General features: G+C 66.5%; 14 protein-coding genes. 9 read left to right on the plus strand and 5 right to left on the minus strand.

Translation table 11 applies throughout. The features are described from left to right. Positions 1–9 precede the first annotated feature (9 nt). Both secF and ACFX59_RS02070 read left to right on the plus strand, forming a co-directional pair. A complete protein-coding gene (gene secF / locus ACFX59_RS02065; protein WP_307100464.1) occupies positions 10–990 on the plus strand; it encodes a protein translocase subunit SecF in 981 nt (326 codons plus the stop codon). 9 nt (positions 991–999) lie between these two features. Next, positions 1,000–1,383: an Mth938-like domain-containing protein gene (locus ACFX59_RS02070; protein ID WP_354296424.1), complete on the plus strand. Its 384-nt coding sequence runs from the start codon at positions 1,000–1,002 to the stop codon at positions 1,381–1,383. Here ACFX59_RS02070 and ACFX59_RS02075 read toward each other — a convergent pair. Then, positions 1,365–2,561, minus strand: coding sequence for a glycosyltransferase (locus tag ACFX59_RS02075; RefSeq protein ID WP_387429173.1), 1,197 nt, complete (start codon positions 2,559–2,561; stop codon positions 1,365–1,367). The genes ACFX59_RS02070 and ACFX59_RS02075 overlap by 19 nt on opposite strands. Positions 2,562–2,795: 234 nt before the next feature. Here ACFX59_RS02075 and ACFX59_RS02080 point away from each other — a divergent pair, with 234 nt between their 5' ends. Then, on the plus strand, positions 2,796–4,241 hold the full coding sequence (locus tag ACFX59_RS02080) for a S41 family peptidase (protein WP_387429175.1): 1,446 nt from the start codon (positions 2,796–2,798) through the stop codon (positions 4,239–4,241). Positions 4,242–4,302: 61 nt separating this feature from the next. Here ACFX59_RS02080 and ACFX59_RS02085 read toward each other — a convergent pair whose 3' ends face one another. Then, a complete protein-coding gene (locus ACFX59_RS02085) occupies positions 4,303–5,127 on the minus strand; it encodes a phosphoheptose isomerase (RefSeq protein WP_387429178.1) in 825 nt (274 codons plus the stop codon). Positions 5,128–5,307: 180 nt separating this feature from the next. Between ACFX59_RS02085 and ACFX59_RS02090 the strand changes: the two genes are divergently transcribed. The 6 genes from ACFX59_RS02090 to ACFX59_RS02115 all read left to right on the plus strand — a co-directional run bounded on the left by ACFX59_RS02090 (position 5,308) and on the right by ACFX59_RS02115 (position 15,760). Further along, entirely contained in the window at positions 5,308–6,243 is a 936-nt protein-coding gene (locus tag ACFX59_RS02090) for an outer membrane protein assembly factor BamD (RefSeq protein ID WP_307100473.1), read from the plus strand. A 216-nt stretch (positions 6,244–6,459) separates the two neighbouring features. Beyond that, positions 6,460–8,124: a DNA repair protein RecN gene (gene recN, locus ACFX59_RS02095; RefSeq protein WP_387429180.1), complete on the plus strand. Its 1,665-nt coding sequence runs from the start codon at positions 6,460–6,462 to the stop codon at positions 8,122–8,124. 359 nt (positions 8,125–8,483) lie between these two features. After that, positions 8,484–10,616, plus strand: coding sequence for an NAD-dependent DNA ligase LigA (gene ligA / locus ACFX59_RS02100; protein WP_387429183.1), 2,133 nt, complete (start codon positions 8,484–8,486; stop codon positions 10,614–10,616). Positions 10,617–10,945: 329 nt separating this feature from the next. Then, positions 10,946–13,699, plus strand: a complete 2,754-nt coding sequence (locus ACFX59_RS02105) for a TonB-dependent receptor (RefSeq protein WP_387429185.1) — start codon at positions 10,946–10,948, stop codon at positions 13,697–13,699. A gap of 127 nt (positions 13,700–13,826) precedes the next feature. Beyond that, on the plus strand, positions 13,827–14,966 hold the full coding sequence (locus ACFX59_RS02110; protein ID WP_309697052.1) for a histidine kinase: 1,140 nt from the start codon (positions 13,827–13,829) through the stop codon (positions 14,964–14,966). After that, on the plus strand, positions 14,963–15,760 hold the full coding sequence (locus tag ACFX59_RS02115; protein ID WP_387429187.1) for a LytR/AlgR family response regulator transcription factor: 798 nt from the start codon (positions 14,963–14,965) through the stop codon (positions 15,758–15,760). Before ACFX59_RS02110 ends, ACFX59_RS02115 begins: the two co-directional genes overlap by 4 nt. A 230-nt stretch (positions 15,761–15,990) precedes the next feature. Here the strand turns inward: ACFX59_RS02115 and queE are convergent, their stop codons facing one another. The 3 genes from queE to ACFX59_RS02130 all read right to left on the minus strand — a co-directional run bounded on the left by queE (position 15,991) and on the right by ACFX59_RS02130 (position 18,409). Beyond that, a complete protein-coding gene (queE, locus tag ACFX59_RS02120) occupies positions 15,991–16,623 on the minus strand; it encodes a 7-carboxy-7-deazaguanine synthase (RefSeq protein ID WP_387429190.1) in 633 nt (210 codons plus the stop codon). A gap of 4 nt (positions 16,624–16,627) precedes the next feature. Then, positions 16,628–17,323, minus strand: coding sequence for a 7-cyano-7-deazaguanine synthase QueC (gene queC, locus ACFX59_RS02125; RefSeq protein WP_387429192.1), 696 nt, complete (start codon positions 17,321–17,323; stop codon positions 16,628–16,630). A 234-nt stretch (positions 17,324–17,557) separates the two neighbouring features. Continuing rightward, positions 17,558–18,409 (minus strand): ABC transporter permease, encoded by an 852-nt coding sequence (locus tag ACFX59_RS02130; RefSeq protein WP_309701153.1) that lies wholly within the window; start codon positions 18,407–18,409, stop codon positions 17,558–17,560. Positions 18,410–18,442 lie beyond the last annotated feature (33 nt).

Here is an 18,442-nt window from a genome sequence, read left to right on the forward strand (position 1 = left end):
GAACAGATCATGCGCCTCCTGAAACTCGTCCCCGACAACACGAACATCGACTTCGTCCGCCTGCGCGGCTGGGCGTTCGGGCTGACGCTCGCGCTCACCCTGCTCGCGGTCGGGGTGACATTCGCCAGGGGTCTCAATCTGGGCGTCGACTTTGTCGGCGGCCTGATGATCGAGGAGAAATTCCCCACCCCGCCCTCGGCCGACCGCGTGCGTTCGGTCATCGACGGACTGGGCGTCGGCGAAGCCAATATCCAGACGGTCGGCGACGGCCGGACCATCAGCATCCGCCTGCCCGCCCCGGCCTCCAACGACGAAGGCGCGACCAACGCCGTCGTCCGCAAGGTCGAGACCGCGCTGGGCCAGCAATTCCCCGGCGCGACGTTCAGCCGTTACGACACGGTGTCGGGCAAGGTGTCGGGCGAACTGATCAAGCATGGCGTGCTGGCGGTGGTGCTGGCGATCCTGGGCATCGGCCTGTTCGCCATCTTCCGCTTCGAATGGCAGTTCGGCGTGTCGACCATCGTCGCCATCGTCCACGACCTTCTCGTCACGCTGGGCTTCTTTGCGATCACCCAGTTCGAGCTGGACCTGACGATCATCGCGGCGTTCCTGACCATCATCGGCTATTCGATCAACGACAAGATCGTGATCGACGACCGCATCCGCGAGAATATGCGCCGCTATCGCAAGATGGACATGCGCGAGATCATCAACCTGTCGGTCAACGAGACGCTGCCGCGCACGGTCATGACCTCGGTCACGATCCTGCTGGCGCTGATCGCGCTGCTGCTGCTGGGCGGCCATGTGCTGCGCGGCTTCACCGCGGCGATGATCCTGGGCATCGTGGTCGGCACCTATTCGTCGATCTACGTCTCGTCCTCGCTGCTCATCACGCTGGGCCTGCGCGCCGAGCCGAACCGCGAAAAGCCGGGCACGACCGACAAGCGCAGCATCGCCGACGCCGAGCGCATCACCCCGCGAGAGGGGTGAGCCGGGCGCATGAGCGACTCGATCCGCATCACCCGCGATCCGACCGCCCCCGGCCCGATCGTCCGTGGCTTTGCCGCCACGGGCTTCCGGGTCGGGGAGATCGCGTACCCTTCGCTGCTGCTCTCGCCCGACTGGCATGAGCCGTGGAGCCCGCCGCCCTTCGAGGCGCTGGATGCCCAGGCGGTGGCGTCGCTGATCGACGAGGCGCCGGAATTCCTGTTGCTCGGCACCGGCGCGACGCTGCGCCGCGCGCCGCGTGCGCTGATCGAGGCGCTGGAGGCGCGCGGACTGGGCGTCGAGGCGATGGACAGCCGTGCCGCCGCCCGCGCCTGGGGCGTGCTGCGCTCCGAGGGGCGCAAGATCGTCGCCGCGCTCTACCCGCTCGACGCCTGACCGGCCGCCTGGCGGCGCGCGACCAGCCCCGCCAGATGCGAATGAAGCGCCGCGGCATTGGCGGCCCAGGTAAAGTCGCGCACCGCCGCGCGCACCGTCCAGGGGTCGGGCGCCTGCTCCAGCACATCGCGGATCGCATCCGCAAAGGCTTCGGCCTCGGGCGCGGTGATTCGCCCCGCCGTGCGGCTGGTCACCACATCGCCCGCCCCGCCCGCCGGCGTGATGACGATGGGCGTCCCGCAGGCGAGCGACTCGACCCAGGCATTGGCAAGCCCCTCGGAGGCCGAGGCCAGCGCCATCACATTGGCCGCCCCCAGCAGCGGCGGTAACGCCTGGTGCGGGATGCCGCCGACCAGCTGCACCCGCTCGCCCATGCCCAACCGTGCGACCTGCGCGGCGAGCGCGTCACGCTCCGGCCCCTCTCCCACGATCAACAGCTCGACGCCGGGCAGCCGGGCGACCGCATCGATCACCACATGATGCCCCTTGCGCGGGATCAGCGCGCCCAGCGAGACGACCAGCGGCCCCCGGATTCCCAGCGCCTGCTTGGCGGCGGACCGGTCGATCGGCTGGAAGATCGCCTGGTCGACGCCGGTATGATGGACCCGTACCCGTTGTCGCGCCACGCCGAGCGCGGCGACGTCGTCGGCCATCGCATCGCTGACCGCCAACAGCCCGTCCGCCCGCGCCGCCGCCCTGGCGACCTGATGGCGGGTGGCCGGGGCCCGCCCCCAATGATGGATGTCCGCGCCCCGCGCCTTGATCGAGACCGGCACGCCATAGCGCCGCCCCAGCGCCACCGCCGCCGGACCATCGGGAAAGAAGAAGGAGGCATCGATCACGTCGAACCGCTGCTCCTCCCACAGCCGGTCGAGCAGCGGGCACAGCGCCCGGACGAGCGCGGCGACATGGAACCGCCCGCCCGTGCCCGGCAGCGTCACGAAGCGCGGTCGGGCGACCGACAGCCCATGCCATGTCTCCGCCACCGGCAGCGCGGCCTGCGCCCGGAACCGGGCGGCGCGCGCCAGCGGCCAGACCGGCAAGCCGATCGGCGCGACCACGCGCACCGAAACACCGGGCCGCTGCGCCAGCGCCGCCGTCTGCCGCTCGACGAAAATGCCGAAATTGGGGCGCGTGGCATCGGGAAACAGGCTCGACAGGGTCAGGACGTTCAGCATCAATCCTTCAACTCCGGTCGGCGCGCCCACGATGCGCGACGCTCATCCTAGCCCGGAAACGGGTGGTGGCAAAAACCATGGCCGCGAAAGATGATGGACATGCGATCATCTTGCGCGATCAAATACCCATCCTGACTCGCCACAGTTAAGAATTGTTCATCAACGCGACAGATCGTTCCTGACACAGTTACGGCCATGGGCTATCCAGTCCAGACCAACAGGGTGGGACATTTCATGACGCGATTCGGACGTTTGGGCACGATGCTGGCCCTGGCCGCGACGCTGGCGGGCTGTGGCGGCGATGGCGGGTCGAACACGATCACCCCTTCGGGCGGGGGCGGCTCGGGAAGCGGTTCGGGCGGCACTGCGACGAACGGCTGCTCGCTGCGCAACCGGCAGAACTGGGTCGCGGCGCAGATGAACGAATGGTATCTCTTCCCCGAGACGCTGCCCGCCAGCCTCGACCCCACCCCCTATTCCACCGTCAGCGACTATATCGACGCGCTGACCGCGACCGCACGGGCGCAACGCAAGGATCGCTATTTCACCTACATCACCTCCATCAAGGAGGAGGATGCCTATTATAATTCGGGTGCGGATGCGGGCTTCGGCTTCCGCCTGACCGCCGACGCCTCGCAGACCAGGCTGATGGTCGCCGAATCGTTCGAGAGCGGCGCCGCGCTGGCCGCCGGTATCGATCGCGGGACCGAGATTCGCGGCATCGGCACCACGACCGCCAATATCCAGTCGATCGCCGACATCGTTCGCGCCGATCCGAACAACGGCCTGTCCAACGCGCTCGGACCCGATACGGCGGGCACGACCCGCGTGCTCCAGGTCGCCGACACGTCGGGTAATGTCCGCACCGTCACGCTGACCAAGTCGGCCTTCACGCTCCAGCCGGTGTCGCCCAATTACGGTACCCAGGTGATCGTCGAGAACGGCCAGCGTTACGGCTATATCAATCTGCGCACCTTCATCAGCACCGCCGATCCGCAGCTGCGCGCCGCCTTTTCGACCTTCAAGCAGCAGGGCATCACCCAGGTCGTCGTTGACCTGCGCTATAATGGCGGCGGCGCGATCACCATTGCCGATCTGTTCAACAATCTGCTGGGCGGCAATCGCCAGACGTCGGACGTGATGGGCTATACCGCCTTCCGCGCCAGCAAGGCGTCGAACAACACCACCACCTATTTCGCGCCCCAGGCCGAATCGATCGTGCCGACCCGGCTCGCCTTCATCGGCACGGGCGGCACCGCCTCGGCCAGCGAATTGGTGGTGAACCGGACCCTGCCCTATATGGGGTCCAATAGTGGGCTGATCGGCGCCAACACCTATGGCAAGCCGGTGGGGCAGATCGCGCTCGACAAGAGCGAGTGCGACGACCGGCTGCGCGTCATCGCCATCTCGATCCAGAACGCCAATCAGCAGGGCGGCTATTATAACGGCCTGGCCAGCGTCGTGCCCGCCAGTTGCAAGGCGGGCGACGACCTGACCCGCAAGATGGGCGATCCGCAGGAAGCCTCGACCCGCGCCGCGCTGGACTTCCTCCAGGGCAAGACCTGCACCCCGATCAGCGCGTCGACGGCGACGGCGCAGTCGCTGTCGGGCGGCGCGCGCAAGCTGCTCCAGCCCGAACGCCCCTCGGTCGCGCAGCGCGACGTGCCGGGCCTGTTCTGATACGAAAACGCCCCTCCGGCCAGGCGGCGGGAGGGGCGTTTTTCCGTCCGGGACCTCCGGCTTACAGCCGCTGCGTCCCCGCATAGGCGAACAGCGCATCGCCGTCGCCCGACAGCGTCACCGTCTCGGCGCCGGTGACGGTCAGGCACTGGCCCGCCTGGAACGCGACACCCGCGACCTTGCCCGATCCGGTGATCGGGATCAGCCAGGCCGTCCGCCCCTCGGGCAGCGCCACGGCGTGCTCGCCCGCCGCCCAGCGTTCCAGCACGAATTTCGGCCCTTCGACCAGGATATCGCGCCCCTCGCCCGCCGGCCCCGGCGACACGATCGGCTGATAGGGGGTCAGATGCGCGACATCGACCCCGTCCTCCAGATGCAGCTCGCGGTCGCTGCCATAGTCGTAGAGGCGGTAGGTGGTCTCGCTGTTCTGCTGCACCTCGATCACGGTCAGCCCGGCGCCGATCGCATGGATGGTGCCCGAGGGCGCGTAATAGAAATCGCCCTCCTTGACCGGCACCCAATCGAGATCGGCCTCGACCGAGCCGTCGCGCGCGTCGGCGCGCAGCTGTTCCTTGGTCATCGGCGCCTTGGGGCCCAGCGCGATGGTCGAATCGGGCTCGGCGGTCAGGATGGTCCAGCATTCGTCCTTGCCGCGCGGCAGGCCACGGGCATGGGCCTGTTCGTCGTCGGGATGAACCTGGACCGACAGCTTCTCGCTGGTGAACAGATATTTGATGAGCAGGTCGGGCGAAGTGTCGCCCGGCGCCTGGAACCAGACCTCGCCGATCGGCGCGCCGTCGGCGGGCGCATCCTCGAAGCCGGGATACAGGGTATGGCGGCCCCAGGGCTTTTCGACGCGGTGGGTATGGAGCAGCGTGGCGGGCATGGGTCTATCTTCCTTCCGATCGGGCGACGGGAAAACCGTCGGCGCCATGGGCCGTTCCGCCCTGCCCCGCCCATGCCGCGACCCATATATCGATGGCAAGCCGCGTCGTTTCGCATCCGTCGCAGACGCATGTGCGGAAGGACTGTTCCCCGCCGTCCGGCTGCGCTAAGGACATGCGCGATGCGTAACCCCCGTTCCCGTGCGCTGTCGCTGGCGCTCATCGCCGCTCTGGCCCTTCCGATCGCGGGTTGCGCCCGCAACCGTACCCGCACCGACCTGCCTTATGTCGCGCGCGACGTCGGCACGCTCTATACCGCCGCCAAGAACCGGCTGGATCAGGGCCGCTATAAGGAGGCCGCGCTGCTGTTCGACGAGGTGGAGCGTCAGCACCCCTATTCGATCTGGGCCCGCCGCGCGCAGCTGATGAGCGCGTTCAGCTATTATCTGGGCCGCGACTATACCCAGTCGATCCAGTCGGCGCAGCGTTTCATCTCGGTCCATCCCGGCAATCGCGACGCGCCCTATGCCTATTATCTGATCGCGCTCGGCTATTATGAGCAGATCCAGGACGTCACCCGCGACCAGAAGATCACCCGCCAGGCGCTCGACGCGCTGGGCGAGCTGATGCGCCGCTATCCCAATTCGCGCTACGCCGCCGATGCGCGGCTGAAGGTCGATCTGGTCAACGATCACCTGGCGGGCAAGGAAATGGAGATCGGCCGCTTCTACGAGGACCGGCACCAGTGGCTGGCCGCGTCGATGCGTTTCCGCACCGTGGTCGACAAGTATCAGACGACCAGCCACACGCCCGAGGCGCTGCTGCGGCTGACCGAGACCTATCTGGCGCTGGGCGTGCGTCCCGAGGCGGAACGCGCCGCCGCCGTGCTGGGCGCCAATTATCCGGGCAGCGACTGGTATAACCGCGCGTACAAGCTGATGCGCGAATATCCGGTCGAGACGATCCCGCCGATCCAGCCGGGCCAGCCCGTGGTGCCGCAGGGTACGCCGGGTTCGGTCAATGTCACCCTGCCGGGCAGCGCGGGCAACGCCACCCCCAGCGCCGCCGCACCGGGCCGCCCTACCCCGACGGGCAACAACAGCTCGCCGACCGGCTAAGCCCTTATTCCGCCCCTGCACGGGGAGGTGGCAGGCCGCTGGCCTGACGGGAGGGGTGTCGCGCGCTCCACAGGGCGCCCCCTCTCCGTCAGCTTCGCTGACCCCCTCCTCTTGCAGGGAAGGAAGGCCATGTATCGCGCCCCACCCGAACAAATCGGGATCATTTTCGCGCAGGGGGGATAACATCGCGCGGCATTTGGCTTTATATCGCGCCCCATGCTGACCGCGCTGTCCATCCGTGATGTCGTGCTGATCGAGGCGCTCGACCTCGATTTCGGCCAAGGCCTGGGCGTCCTGACGGGCGAGACGGGCGCCGGCAAATCCATCCTGCTCGACGCGCTGGGCCTGGCCCTTGGCGGGCGCGGCGACAGCGGCCTTGTCCGCCATGGCGCGGGCCAGGCGATCGTCACCGCCAGCTTCGAGCCCCCCGCCCCCGACAGCCGCCTCGCCACGATCCTCGACGATGCGGGCATCGCGGTCGAACCGGGCGAACCGCTGATCGTCCGCCGCCAGGTCAAGGCCGATGGCGGCAGCCGGGGCTTCGTCAACAGCCAGCCCGCCTCCGCCGCGCTGCTGCGCGAGATCGCGCCCTTCCTGGTCGAGATCCACGGCCAGCATGACGATCGCGGACTGTTGAACCCGCGCGGCCACCGGATGATGCTCGACAGTTTCGGGCGGATCGACACCGGCGCGGTCGCCGCCGCCTGGACGAAGCTGCGCGAGGCGGAGACGGCGCTGGCCACCGCGCGCGAGGAGATCGAGACGGCGGCGCGCGACCGCGAATGGCTGGAACATGCGGTCGCCGAACTCACCAAGCTCGCCCCCGAACCGGGCGAGGAGGAATCGCTGGCCGACCGGCGGCGCACCATGCAGCGTTCGGAAAAGATCGCGGGCGAATTGTCCGCAATCGAGGACCATTTGCAGGGCTCCGACGGCGCGCTGGCGGGACTTCGCCAGGCGGCCCGCGTGCTAGAGCGGATCGGCGAGGATCACCCCGCGCTGGCCGAGGCGCTGGCCGCCATCGACCGCGCGGTGATCGAGGCGTCGCTGGCCGAGGACCGGCTGGCCGATGCGCATCGCGAACTCGCCTATGATCCCCGTGCGCTGGAGGAGGACGAGGCCCGGCTGTTCGAACTGCGCGGCATGGCGCGCAAGCACCGCGTCCAGCCCGACGACCTCGCCGAACTGACCGAACAGCTGCGCGGGCGGCTGGAGCGGCTGGATGCGGGCGAAGAGGGAATCGGTCGGCTGGAGGCCGCCGTCGCGACCGCGCGCGCGTCCTATGACAAGGCCGCGGCCCAGATTTCCAAGGCGCGCGCCGCCGCCGCCGAGCGGCTGGATCAGGCGGTGAAGAGCGAACTCGCCCCGCTCAAGCTGGACGCCGCGCGATTCCGCACCGTGGTCGCCACCGTCGAGCCGTCCGGCTGGTCGGCGGCAGGCAAGGACCGGGTCGAGTTCGAGATTTCGACCAACCCCGGCGCGCCCTTCGCCCCGCTGATGAAGATCGCCAGCGGCGGCGAATTGTCGCGCTTCATCCTGGCGCTGAAGGTCGCGCTGGCCGAGGAAGGCGGCGCGACGACGATGATCTTCGATGAGATCGATCGCGGCGTCGGCGGCGCGGTCGCCTCCGCGATCGGCGACCGGCTGCACCGGCTGGCGCGGCGGACCCAGTTGCTGGTCGTGACCCACAGCCCGCAGGTGGCGGCGCGCGGCGCGGCGCATCTGCTGATCGCCAAGAGCCATGACGGCACCGTCACCCGCACCGGGGTCCGCGCCTTGAGCGAGGCGGAACGGCGCGAGGAGATTGCGCGTATGCTGTCGGGTGCGACGATCACCGACGAAGCCCGCGCCCAGGCCGACCGACTGCTCGAAACGCTGTAGGGCGACGCCAATTCGATTTTATATTTGATGTCGATCAGTTATGAAGGTGATGCGTTCGATCCTTGCGCACGCCTTGAACGGACTCATCGCATGCCTGTCCCTTTGCCTTTCACGCCCGCTCCGCCCAGTGCAAACGATATTACGGCATTGGTGGCGGGAATGCGTTCCTGCCTTGCGCTGGCGGATCGGCTCGACCTGCCGATGGTCGGCATCCATCTGGAACAGGCCCGGTCATGGCTGATCGCCCATGGCTATGACGAGGCATAGCGCCATCCCCGCGATACGCCCATTCCTCGCGACGCCGGACTGACGTCATCGCGGTCTTGATCCCCCGGCGGGGGGTGGACTAGCACGGCGGCGTGACCGCCCTCCCCGCCCTGCCGCAAACCGATCTCGAAGCCGCCGCCGATCTGGAGGCGCTCGCCCGCGAAATCGCGCATCATAATCGCCTCTATCACACCGAGGACGCGCCCGAGATTTCGGACGCCGACTATGACACACTGGTCCGCCGCAACGCCGCGATCGAGGCAGCCTTCCCCCATCTGGTCCGCAGCGACTCGCCCAGCGTCCAGGTCGGCGCCGCCCCCGCCGCGCATCTGGCCAAGGTCGCGCATGCCCGGCCGATGACCAGCCTCGACAATGCCTTCACCGACGAGGAGGTCGAGGAATTTGTCGGCCGCGTCCGCCGCTATCTGAAGCTGCCCGAGGACGCCCCCGTCACGCTGACCGCCGAACCCAAGATCGACGGCCTGTCCTGCTCGCTGCGCTATGTCGACGGACGGCTGGTCCAGGCGCTGACCCGCGGCGATGGCGCGATCGGCGAGGACGTGACCGAGAATGTCCGCACCATCGCCGACATACCCCAGACCATCCCCGCGCCGGGCGTGTTCGAGGTGCGCGGCGAGGTCTATATGAGCAAGGCCGATTTCGCCGCGCTCAACGCCAAGCTGGCACAGGAGGCGGCCGAGACGGGCAAGGAGGCGCGCCAGTTCGCCAATCCGCGCAACGCCGCCGCCGGTTCGCTGCGTCAGAAGAACCCCGCGATCACGGCGGGCCGCCCCTTGCGCTTCCTGGCGCATGGCTGGGGCGAGGCGAGCGAGGTCGCGGTCGACAGCCAGTTCGACATGGTCGAGACCTGGCGCGGCTGGGGCTTTCCCATCGCCGATGCCTTTGCCCGCGTGCCCGACGCCGCCGCCGCGCTGGCCATCTATCGCACGATCGAGGCGCAGCGCGCCGACCTGCCCTTCGACATCGATGGCGTGGTCTACAAGGTCGACCGGCTCGACTGGCAGGCGCGGCTGGGCATTGTCGGGCGCACCCCCCGCTGGGCGATCGCGCACAAATTCCCTGCCGAGCGCGCGCAGACCACGCTGGAGCGGATCGACATCCAGGTCGGCCGCACCGGCGCGCTGACCCCGGTCGCGCGGCTGGAGCCGGTGACGGTCGGCGGCGTGGTCGTGACCAATGCGACGCTGCACAATGCCGACGAGATCGAGCGGCTGGGGGTGCGCCCCGGCGACCGCGTCGTCCTGCAACGCGCGGGCGACGTCATCCCGCAGATCGTCGAGAACCTGACCCGCGACGTGGCCCGCGAGCCCTTCGTCTTCCCCGATCACTGCCCCGAATGCGGCAGTCTGGCGACTCGCGAAGAGGGCGAGGTCGTCATCCGCTGCACCGGCGGGCTGATCTGCCCGGCACAGCGCGTCGAACGCCTGATCCATTTCGTGTCGCGCCATGCCTTCGACATCACCGGGCTGGGCCTGGTCCGCGTCGAGGAGTTCTTTCGCGACGGCCTGATCGCCTCGCCCGCCGACATCTTCCGGCTGCACCGGCACCGCGAGGCGCTGATCGCGCGCGAGCGCATGTCCGAACTGGTGGTCGACAAGCTGCTGGCGGCGATCGACGCGCGGCGCGACATATCGCTCGACCGTTTCCTTTTCGCGCTGGGCATCCGCCATGTCGGCGAGATCACCGCGCGCGATCTGGCGCGGCGTTTCGTCTCGATGGCGGGCTTCCGCGCGATGATCGATGCCGCGCTTCAGGTCCGCGCCGAAACGGTGCCCGCGCTGGGCGAGCCCGACCGCAAGTTCGAGCTGCGCCGCCAGCGCGCCATCGTCGCCGCGATCGACACGCCCCAGATCGGCCCCGAAGTCGCCGATGCGCTGCTCGACTTCTTCGCCGAGGAACATAACCGCGCGGTCGTCGACGACCTGCTGGGCGAGGTGACGCCCGCCGACACCGTTCACCAGACCCGCGAGTCGGAGGTCACCGGCAAGACGCTGGTCTTCACCGGCACGCTCGAAACCCTGTCGCGTGACGAGGCCAAGGCCCAGGCGGAGGCGCTGGGCGCGCGCGTCTCGGGATCGGTCTCGGCCAAGACCGACCTGGTCATCGCCGGGCCGGGCGCCGGATCGAAGCTGAAAAAGGCGCAGGACCTGGGCATCCGGGTGATCGACGAAGCCGCCTGGAACGAGCTGGTCGCATCCAGCTGACCCTGCGCGACGCCGCCGCCGAATCATGACGGCGGCGTCACCTTCGCAACGACGGTCGAGCGCGCTTATCGGCCCTTGCCTGTCGCCACCGAACGCGCCGCTGGAACCTTGCGAACCGGAAAATCGCCGCAATCCGAATGTGATGGCGCTGTGATCGCTCCCATTACCGTTGCCAAACTGCAACGCCCGGCAATTGAGTGATCACCCCCCTGTCGTAAGCGTGAACTTTGTCACATAACGGCAATGTTCGTCAGTCAGGGGCACGCTCAACCGAGCCGGAAAACACGGCCGGACCGCGCCGCTTCGCGCGAAAAGGGGACCTTTTATCTATGCGTAATTCGCTTTTCCTGGGCGCGGCCATCGTCGCGCTCGCCATTCCCGCGGCGGCCGCCGCGCAGTCGACGGGCTCGGTCGATGCTGAGGAAGTCGTCGTTACCGGCAGCCGCAACGACAGCGTAGGCGGCGTGAAGACGGTCGACACCACCCGCAACAAGGCGGTCCTGACCCAGCAGTTCATCAGCCGTCAGACGCCGGGCCAGAGCGTCAACGAGATCATCAACAACCTGCCGGGCGTCAGCTTCCAGAACAACGATCCCTTCGGATCGGCGGGTGGTACGCTGACGATTCGTGGCTTTGATTCGACCCGCATCAGCCAGACCTTCGACGGCATACCGCTGAACGACACCGGCAACTATGCAATCTATTCCAACCAGCAGTTGGACCCCGAGCTGATCGAGCAGGTCAACGTCAATCTCGGCACCACCGATGTCGACTCGCCGACCGCCGCCGCGACCGGTTCGACCGTCAACTATCGCAGCCTGATGCCCTCTGACACGTTCGGCGCGCGCATGGTCGGATCAGTCGGCGACTACAGCTTCTTCCGCGTTTTCGGCATGGTCAACACGGGTGTCTTCACGCCGTGGGGCACCAAGGCCTGGATTGCGGGCAGCAGCGCGACGAACAACGTCGTGTTCAACAATTACGGCAAGATCGCCAAGCAGCAGTATAACGCGAAGGTCTATCAGCCGATCGGCAGCAACGGCGACTTCATCGCTGTGTCGGGCCATTACAATCAGAACCGCAACAACTTCTTCGGTTCGGCTCCGCTGCGTGAAGACACCAACGTGTTCACCTCGACCGGCGGCAGCGGTCCAAATGCCGCTGCCCCGACGCTGGTGACCGGTGCTGTCCGCACGGCTGGCACGGGTTCGAGCAACCGCTTCCCCAACAGCCGCGATGAACTGCCGTACAACGTCGCGCGCTGCCAGATCGACACGCCGCAGGCAGGTGTGAACGACGTTCCGAACAGCTGCGGCACCAGCTTCGACGAGCGCTACAACCCCTCGAACACCGCCAATATCCGCATCAACTCGCGTTTCACGCTGGCTGACAACCTGATCCTGTCGGCGGATCCCTATTATCAGTATACCAAGGCCAATGGCGGCGGCACCGTGCGCGGCCAGGAAGGTGGCTTTGTCCGCAACGGCGTCACTTATTACGGCTTCATCAACAACAACTACTATTTCGGCCGTGACCTGAATGGCGACGGGGATGTGCTGGATCGTACGTCGACCACCGGCACGACCACCACGAACGGCGGCGTCACCCTGCTGGCTCCCAGCCAGACCGTCACCCATCGTTACGGCCTGATCTCGTCGCTCCGCTACGATTTCGCGCCTGGTCAGACTTTCCGTGTCGCCTACACGCATGAATATGCTCGTCATCGCCAGACCGGCGAACTGGGCTATCTCCAGTTGAATGGTCAGCCATTCGACGTTTTCCCGATCAACAACCCCATCCTCGCAGCCAATGGCTTTGCGGTACAGAAGCGTGATCGCCAGTCGTTCGCGATCCTGGATCAGGTTTCGGGTGAATACACCGGTAAGTTTCTCGACGATACGCTGACGCTGCAGGCTGGCATCCGCGCTCCGTGGTTCAAGCGCGACTTGAACAACTTCTGCTTCGTCACTTCGGGCGGCGGCAATGTTGACTGTCTGGGTCGGGGCAATGATGCAGCCAATGCTGCCTATGCCGCGCAAAACCCCTATTCGTACAACGCCGCCACCAATACGGTGACCGGCTATGCCGTGCCGCAGCAGCGTGTCCTGAAGTACAACCGCGTTCTTCCAAGCGCGGGCTTCACCTATCGCTTCGACGGCAGCGCCTCGGTCTTCGGTAACTACTCGCGCGGTTTTCAGGTCCCGGGTACGGACAATCTGTACCAGACGATCTATTATCCCGCGAACACCGAAGCGGCCAACCCGAAGCCCGAATTTTCGGATAACTTCGACCTCGGCGCGCGCTACACCACCAACCGCCTTCAGGCGCAGGTCGGCCTGTGGTACACCAAGTTCAGCAACCGTCTGGCCTCGGCCTATGACGTCGACACCCAGCAGACCATCTATCGCAACCTGGGCCGTGTCGACAAATACGGCATCGACGGTTCGATCGCCTATCGCCCGATCAACGAACTGCTGTTCTACGTCTTCGGTTCGTACATGAAGTCGGAGATCAAGAACGACGTCGTGCTCGGTCGCTGCCCAACCACGCTGACCGCAGCAAATACGACGACCAACTGCACCACCGCGGGAGCGCCGACCTACGCCTTGACGGCTGGCAAGCGGGAATCGGGTGCGCCCGTCTACACGCTGGGCGGTCGCGTCCAGGCTACACTCGGCCCGGTGGACCTGGGCGTCCAGGCCAAGCGGACCGGCCGTCGTTATCTGAACGACCAGAACCTGCCGCAGTTCGCCTGCACGGTCGCATTGATCAACAATGTCTGCCCGACCGTCTCCAACGTGCCCGCGTCGTTCACCGGCACGCGCGGTATCCAGTACCAGACCTATGGTGCCTATGCGCCAGGTTACACGACCGTCGATCTGGACGCGCGTATCTCGCTGGGCTGGACCGGCATTGGCACCGACAAGACCTACATCCAGCTGAACCTGCAGAACGTGTTCAACACCTTCTATGTCGGCGGCATGGGTCAGGCCGGTCAGACGGCGAACGTCGTGTCGTCGCTGCCCTTCGTCCAGATTGGTTCGCCCCGCGCACTGATCGTGTCGCTCAACACGCAATTCTAAGTTCCGACCCGGCTTTTAAGTCGGACTGGATTTCGGGCCGCCCCTCCTCCGGGAAGGGCGGCCCTTTCTTTTGCCCGTGCCCCAATCTTTGCCCTTCGCCTGTGGTCCGTGTAGATGTCACCCGGCCATGGCCACCCATTCGCCCGTCGCGACCAGCACCGCTTCGCCCGCCGCCGCCGACCAGTTGTCGGTGCGGCCGTTTTTCGAGAACAAGGCGCGCGCCTTCTGGATACTCCAGGCGGTCGGCTGGTCCGGCTATCTGGTCCAGCGTTCGGTGGTCGGCGTCTCCAATGGCTTTTCGCTGGAGAAGATCATCCCGGTGATCATCGAGGCGATCCTGGGCTATTGCATCACGCTGCTGCTCTCGACCCTCTATGGCTATTACCGGCGGCTGCCGCGTATCGCGGGGGTGTTCCTGACGCTGGCGACGCTGGCGGCCGCGACCTTCCTCTATGCCGCGCTCAACGCCTTTTCCTTCTCGTTCATCACCACGACCCAGCCGGGGGTCACCGTCTCGCTGCTGATCGGCAATCTGTTCATCACCTTCGAGGTGCTGGCGGGCTGGTCGGCGCTCTATTTCGCGATCAACTATTATCTGATCGTCGAGCACCAGATCGACGAGATGCGCGCGCTGGAGCATCAGGCGTCGTCGGCGCAGCTGGCGATGCTGCGCTACCAGTTGAACCCGCATTTCCTGTTCAACACGCTCAATTCCATCTCGACGCTGGTGCTGCTCAAGCAGACCGAGCGGGCGAACGCGATGTTAAGCCGGCTGTCAGCCTTCCTCCGCTACACGCTGGCCAATGAGCCCACGGCGCATGTGACCGTGGCGCAAGAGGTTGAAACGCTGAAACTCTATCTGGAAATCGAGAAGATGCGCTTCGAGGATCGCCTGCGCCCGAGCTTCGAGATCGACCCGCGGGCCGAACGCGCCCGGCTGCCCTCGCTGCTGCTCCAGCCGCTGGTCGAGAACGCTATCAAATATGCCGTCACCCCGCAGGAAGAAGGCGCCGATATCCGCGTCGATGTGCGACTGGTCGGGCAACGGGTGCGGATCGCCGTATCCGATACCGGTCCCGGCTTGCACGAGGTGCGTCATTCCTCAAGCGTTTCGACCGGCGTTGGGCTGTCCAATATCCGCGAACGGCTGGCCCAGGCTTATGGCCCGGATCACCGCTTCGAATCCCGCTCCGCGCCGGCTGGCGGATTCTCGGTCGAGATCGAGATCCCCTTCCAGCTTGAGAATGTGAACAGAGAGGCCGCATGACCATCCGTACCATCCTCGTCGACGACGAGCCCCTGGCGATCCAGGGACTGGAGATCCGTCTCCAGGCGCACGAAGACGTCGAGATCATCGAGCGCTGCTCGAACGGGCGCGAAGCGATCCGCGCGATCAAGACGCACAAGCCCGACCTCGTCTTCCTCGACATCCAGATGCCCGGTTTCGACGGTTTCTCGGTGATCCAGGGGCTGATGGAGGTCGAACCGCCCTTGTTCGTCTTCGTCACCGCCTATTCCGACCATGCCCTGCGCGCCTTTGAGGCACAGGCGGTCGATTATCTGATGAAGCCGGTCGAGGAGGCACGACTCGCCGACACGCTCGACCGCGTGCGCCAGCGGCTGAACGAGAAGCGCGGCGCGGACGAGGTCGAGAAGCTGAAGGAAGTGCTCGCCGAGCATGCTCCCGAAGCGGTCGCCGACCTAAACGAAGGCGGCGAGGTCGCCGCCAGCCGCTTCGAGAAGCTCATCAACATCAAGGATCGCGGCCAGATCTTCCGCGTCGATGTCGACACGATCGAGATGATCGAGGCGGCGGGCGATTACATGGTGATCAACACAGGCGACAATTCGCTGGTCCTGCGCGAGACGATGAAGGACCTGGAGAAGCGACTCGACCCCCGGCGGTTCCAGCGGGTGCATCGTTCGACCATCGTCAACCTGGACCTGGTCAAGCAGGTCAAGCCGCACACCAATGGCGAATGCTTCCTGCTGCTCGAGTCGGGCGCGCAGGTGAAGGTCTCGCGCAGCTACCGCGACGTGGTGGCACGGTTCGTTCACTGATCGTAACCCCCTACCTCAGTTCGCACTGAGCGAAGTCGAAGTGCACGTTCCACGTTGGGTTAGCGTCGGGCGTGGCCTTCGACTTCGCTCAGGCTGAACGGAGGATGGGACTTATCCGCACAGGCGTTCACGCTGAGCCCTTCGGCTGGCTGGCAAGCCAGCCGCTCAGGATGAACTTCGGCACTTCGCGCTGAAGTCGAAGCGCACGCCCCAACGCCAGCCCAAAACCCTTACCGCAACCCCAGCATCTTGTGCGTCTGGAGCGTCAATCGCCAGCGCGGTCGTTCCATCACCATGGCGATGCACGCCTCGCGATTCGCCTCCGCGCGCGGATCGTCGAGCGGCTGGAGCAGATGGTTGGCAAAGTCCCAGCCTTCGACCTCCGCCGGATCGATCCCCGTCTGGGGCCAGACCAGCTTCAGCTCCTGCCCCGAACGCTGGACGACCTGCGACCCCGCCTTGGGGCTGATGCACACCCAGTCGATGCCCGGATGCGCCGCGATCGTCCCATTGCTCTCGATCGCGATGAAGAACCCCGCCGCATGCAGCGCCTCGACCAGCGCGTCGTCGACCTGAAGCATCGGCTCGCCCCCGGTCAGCACGACGAAGCGCTGGTCGCGCGTCGTGCCCCAGAAACCCTCGACCGCCGCGACCAGCGCCACCGCATCGGCGAAGCGCCCACCGCCCAGGCCGTCGACTCCGACGAAATCGGTGTCGCAGAAGCGGCAGATCGCGCTCGCCCGGTCCTGCTCGCGCCCCGACCACAGGTTGCACCCGGCAAAGCGCACGAACACCGCGCGCCGCCCCGCCTGCACCCCCTCGCCCTGGAGCGTCAGGAACATCTCCTTGACGGCATAGCTCATGGCCTCAGCCCTGCGGCTTGACCGCATAGGCGGTGGGATCGGGAATGCCCGCTTCCTCGAAGCCGCGCGAACGCAGGCGGCAGCTGTCGCACTCGCCGCAATGCAGCCCCTCGGGCGTCGGGTCGTAGCAGGACCAGCTGATCCCCATGTCGACGCCCAGCCTCGTACCTTCGCGCACGATGTCCGCCTTGGTCATGTGCTGGAGCGGCGCGTGGATCTTGAAGGGGTGGCCCTCGACGCCCGCCTTGGTGGCGATCTCGGCCAGCCCCTCGAAGGCGGCGATGAATTCGGGGCGGCAATCGGGATAGCCCGAATAGTCGAGCGCATTGACCCCGATGAACAGGTCGCGCGCGCCCGCCGCCTCGGCCCAGCCCAGCGCCAAGCTGAGGAAGATGGTGTTGCGCGCCGGGACATAGGTGATGGGAATGCCCGGCTGGACCCCGTCCTTGGGCACGTCGATATCGGCGGTCAGCGCCGACCCGCCGAACGCCGACAGGTCGAGCGGCAGGACGATATGCCGCTCGGCCCCCAGCGCCTCGGCGACGCGCGCGGCGGCGGCCAGTTCGACCTTGTGACGCTGGTTGTAATCCACCGACAATGCGAGGATGCGATAGCCTGCGGCCTTGGCCGAGGCGGCGGAAATCATCGAGTCCAGCCCGCCCGAAACGAGCACGACCGCGATGGGAGCAGAAGATGTCATGATGGGGTCCTCCGCTACGCCCATTGGCGCGCGCTTGCAATGCCGCATGGATCACCGGGCGCGAAAGGCCGGGACCGCCTGGCCCGATCCCCGAGGGGCATCGACGGCGCAGGCGGTCCCGCTAAGGACCTGAACCGGGCATGCTGACAACCCGGCCAAGAGGAGGTTCCGCTGCTGGAGCAGAGAGGCAGGAATAGCGGCTCTATGGTGAAAAAGCGGTTAAGCCGCAGGGACTTAATTTTTAAGTTTCCAGCCTTTGCGCAACAGCACATAGCACAGCACCGCCATCGCGACGTCGATGCCCAGCACGATCGCGCCGCCCAGCGTCACCGGCGAATCGGCCAGCCCCAGAAAGCCGTAGCGGAAGCCCGAGATCACATAGAAGAACGGGTTGGCATGGCTGATCGCGCGGAACGCCGGGGCCAGGCCATCGACCGAATAGAAGGTGCCCGACAGCAGCGACAGCGGCACGACCACGAAATTGGTGACGGCGGCGGCATGGTCGAACTTCTCCGCCCAGATCGAGGTCAACACGCCCAGCAGCGCCAGGAACACCGAACCCAGCAGGCCGAACCACAGCACCGCGAAAAAGGCGTGCGGCGTCACATGGACGCCCGGCCAGATCGCCATCGCCGCCCAGACGGTCACCCCGACCAACACCGCGCGCGTCACCGCACCGCCGACCAGCGCGGCCAGCAACTCGGCGGTGGACAGCGGCGGCATCAGATAGTCGACGATCGTGCCCTGGATCTTGCCGACCAGCAGCGAGAAGCTGGCATTGGCGAAGGCGTTGTTCATCATCCCCATGACGATCAGGCCCGGCGCGATGAAATCGGCGAACGGCACCTGCATCCCCGCCACCGGCACGGCATGACGCCCGCCCAGCGCGGTGGTGAAAATGATGAGGTAAAGCAGGGTCGTGACCGACGGCGCCCAGATCGTCTGGAGCTGCACCTTGAAGAACCGGCGCACCTCCTTGATATAGAGGGTTCGCAGGCCTCCCCAGTTGATGTTCCGGATCACGGGCTCACCAGGGGCGGCGCGCACCGCCGAGTGGATTTCACCGATTGGGGGCTGGCTGCTCATCGCCATAGCGCGTAACCGTTGCCGTGGCCGCCC

Origin of the sequence: Sphingomonas sp. NCPPB 2930 (genome assembly GCF_042867205.1) — a bacterium.
Taxonomy (GTDB): Bacteria; Pseudomonadota; Alphaproteobacteria; order Sphingomonadales; family Sphingomonadaceae; genus Sphingomonas.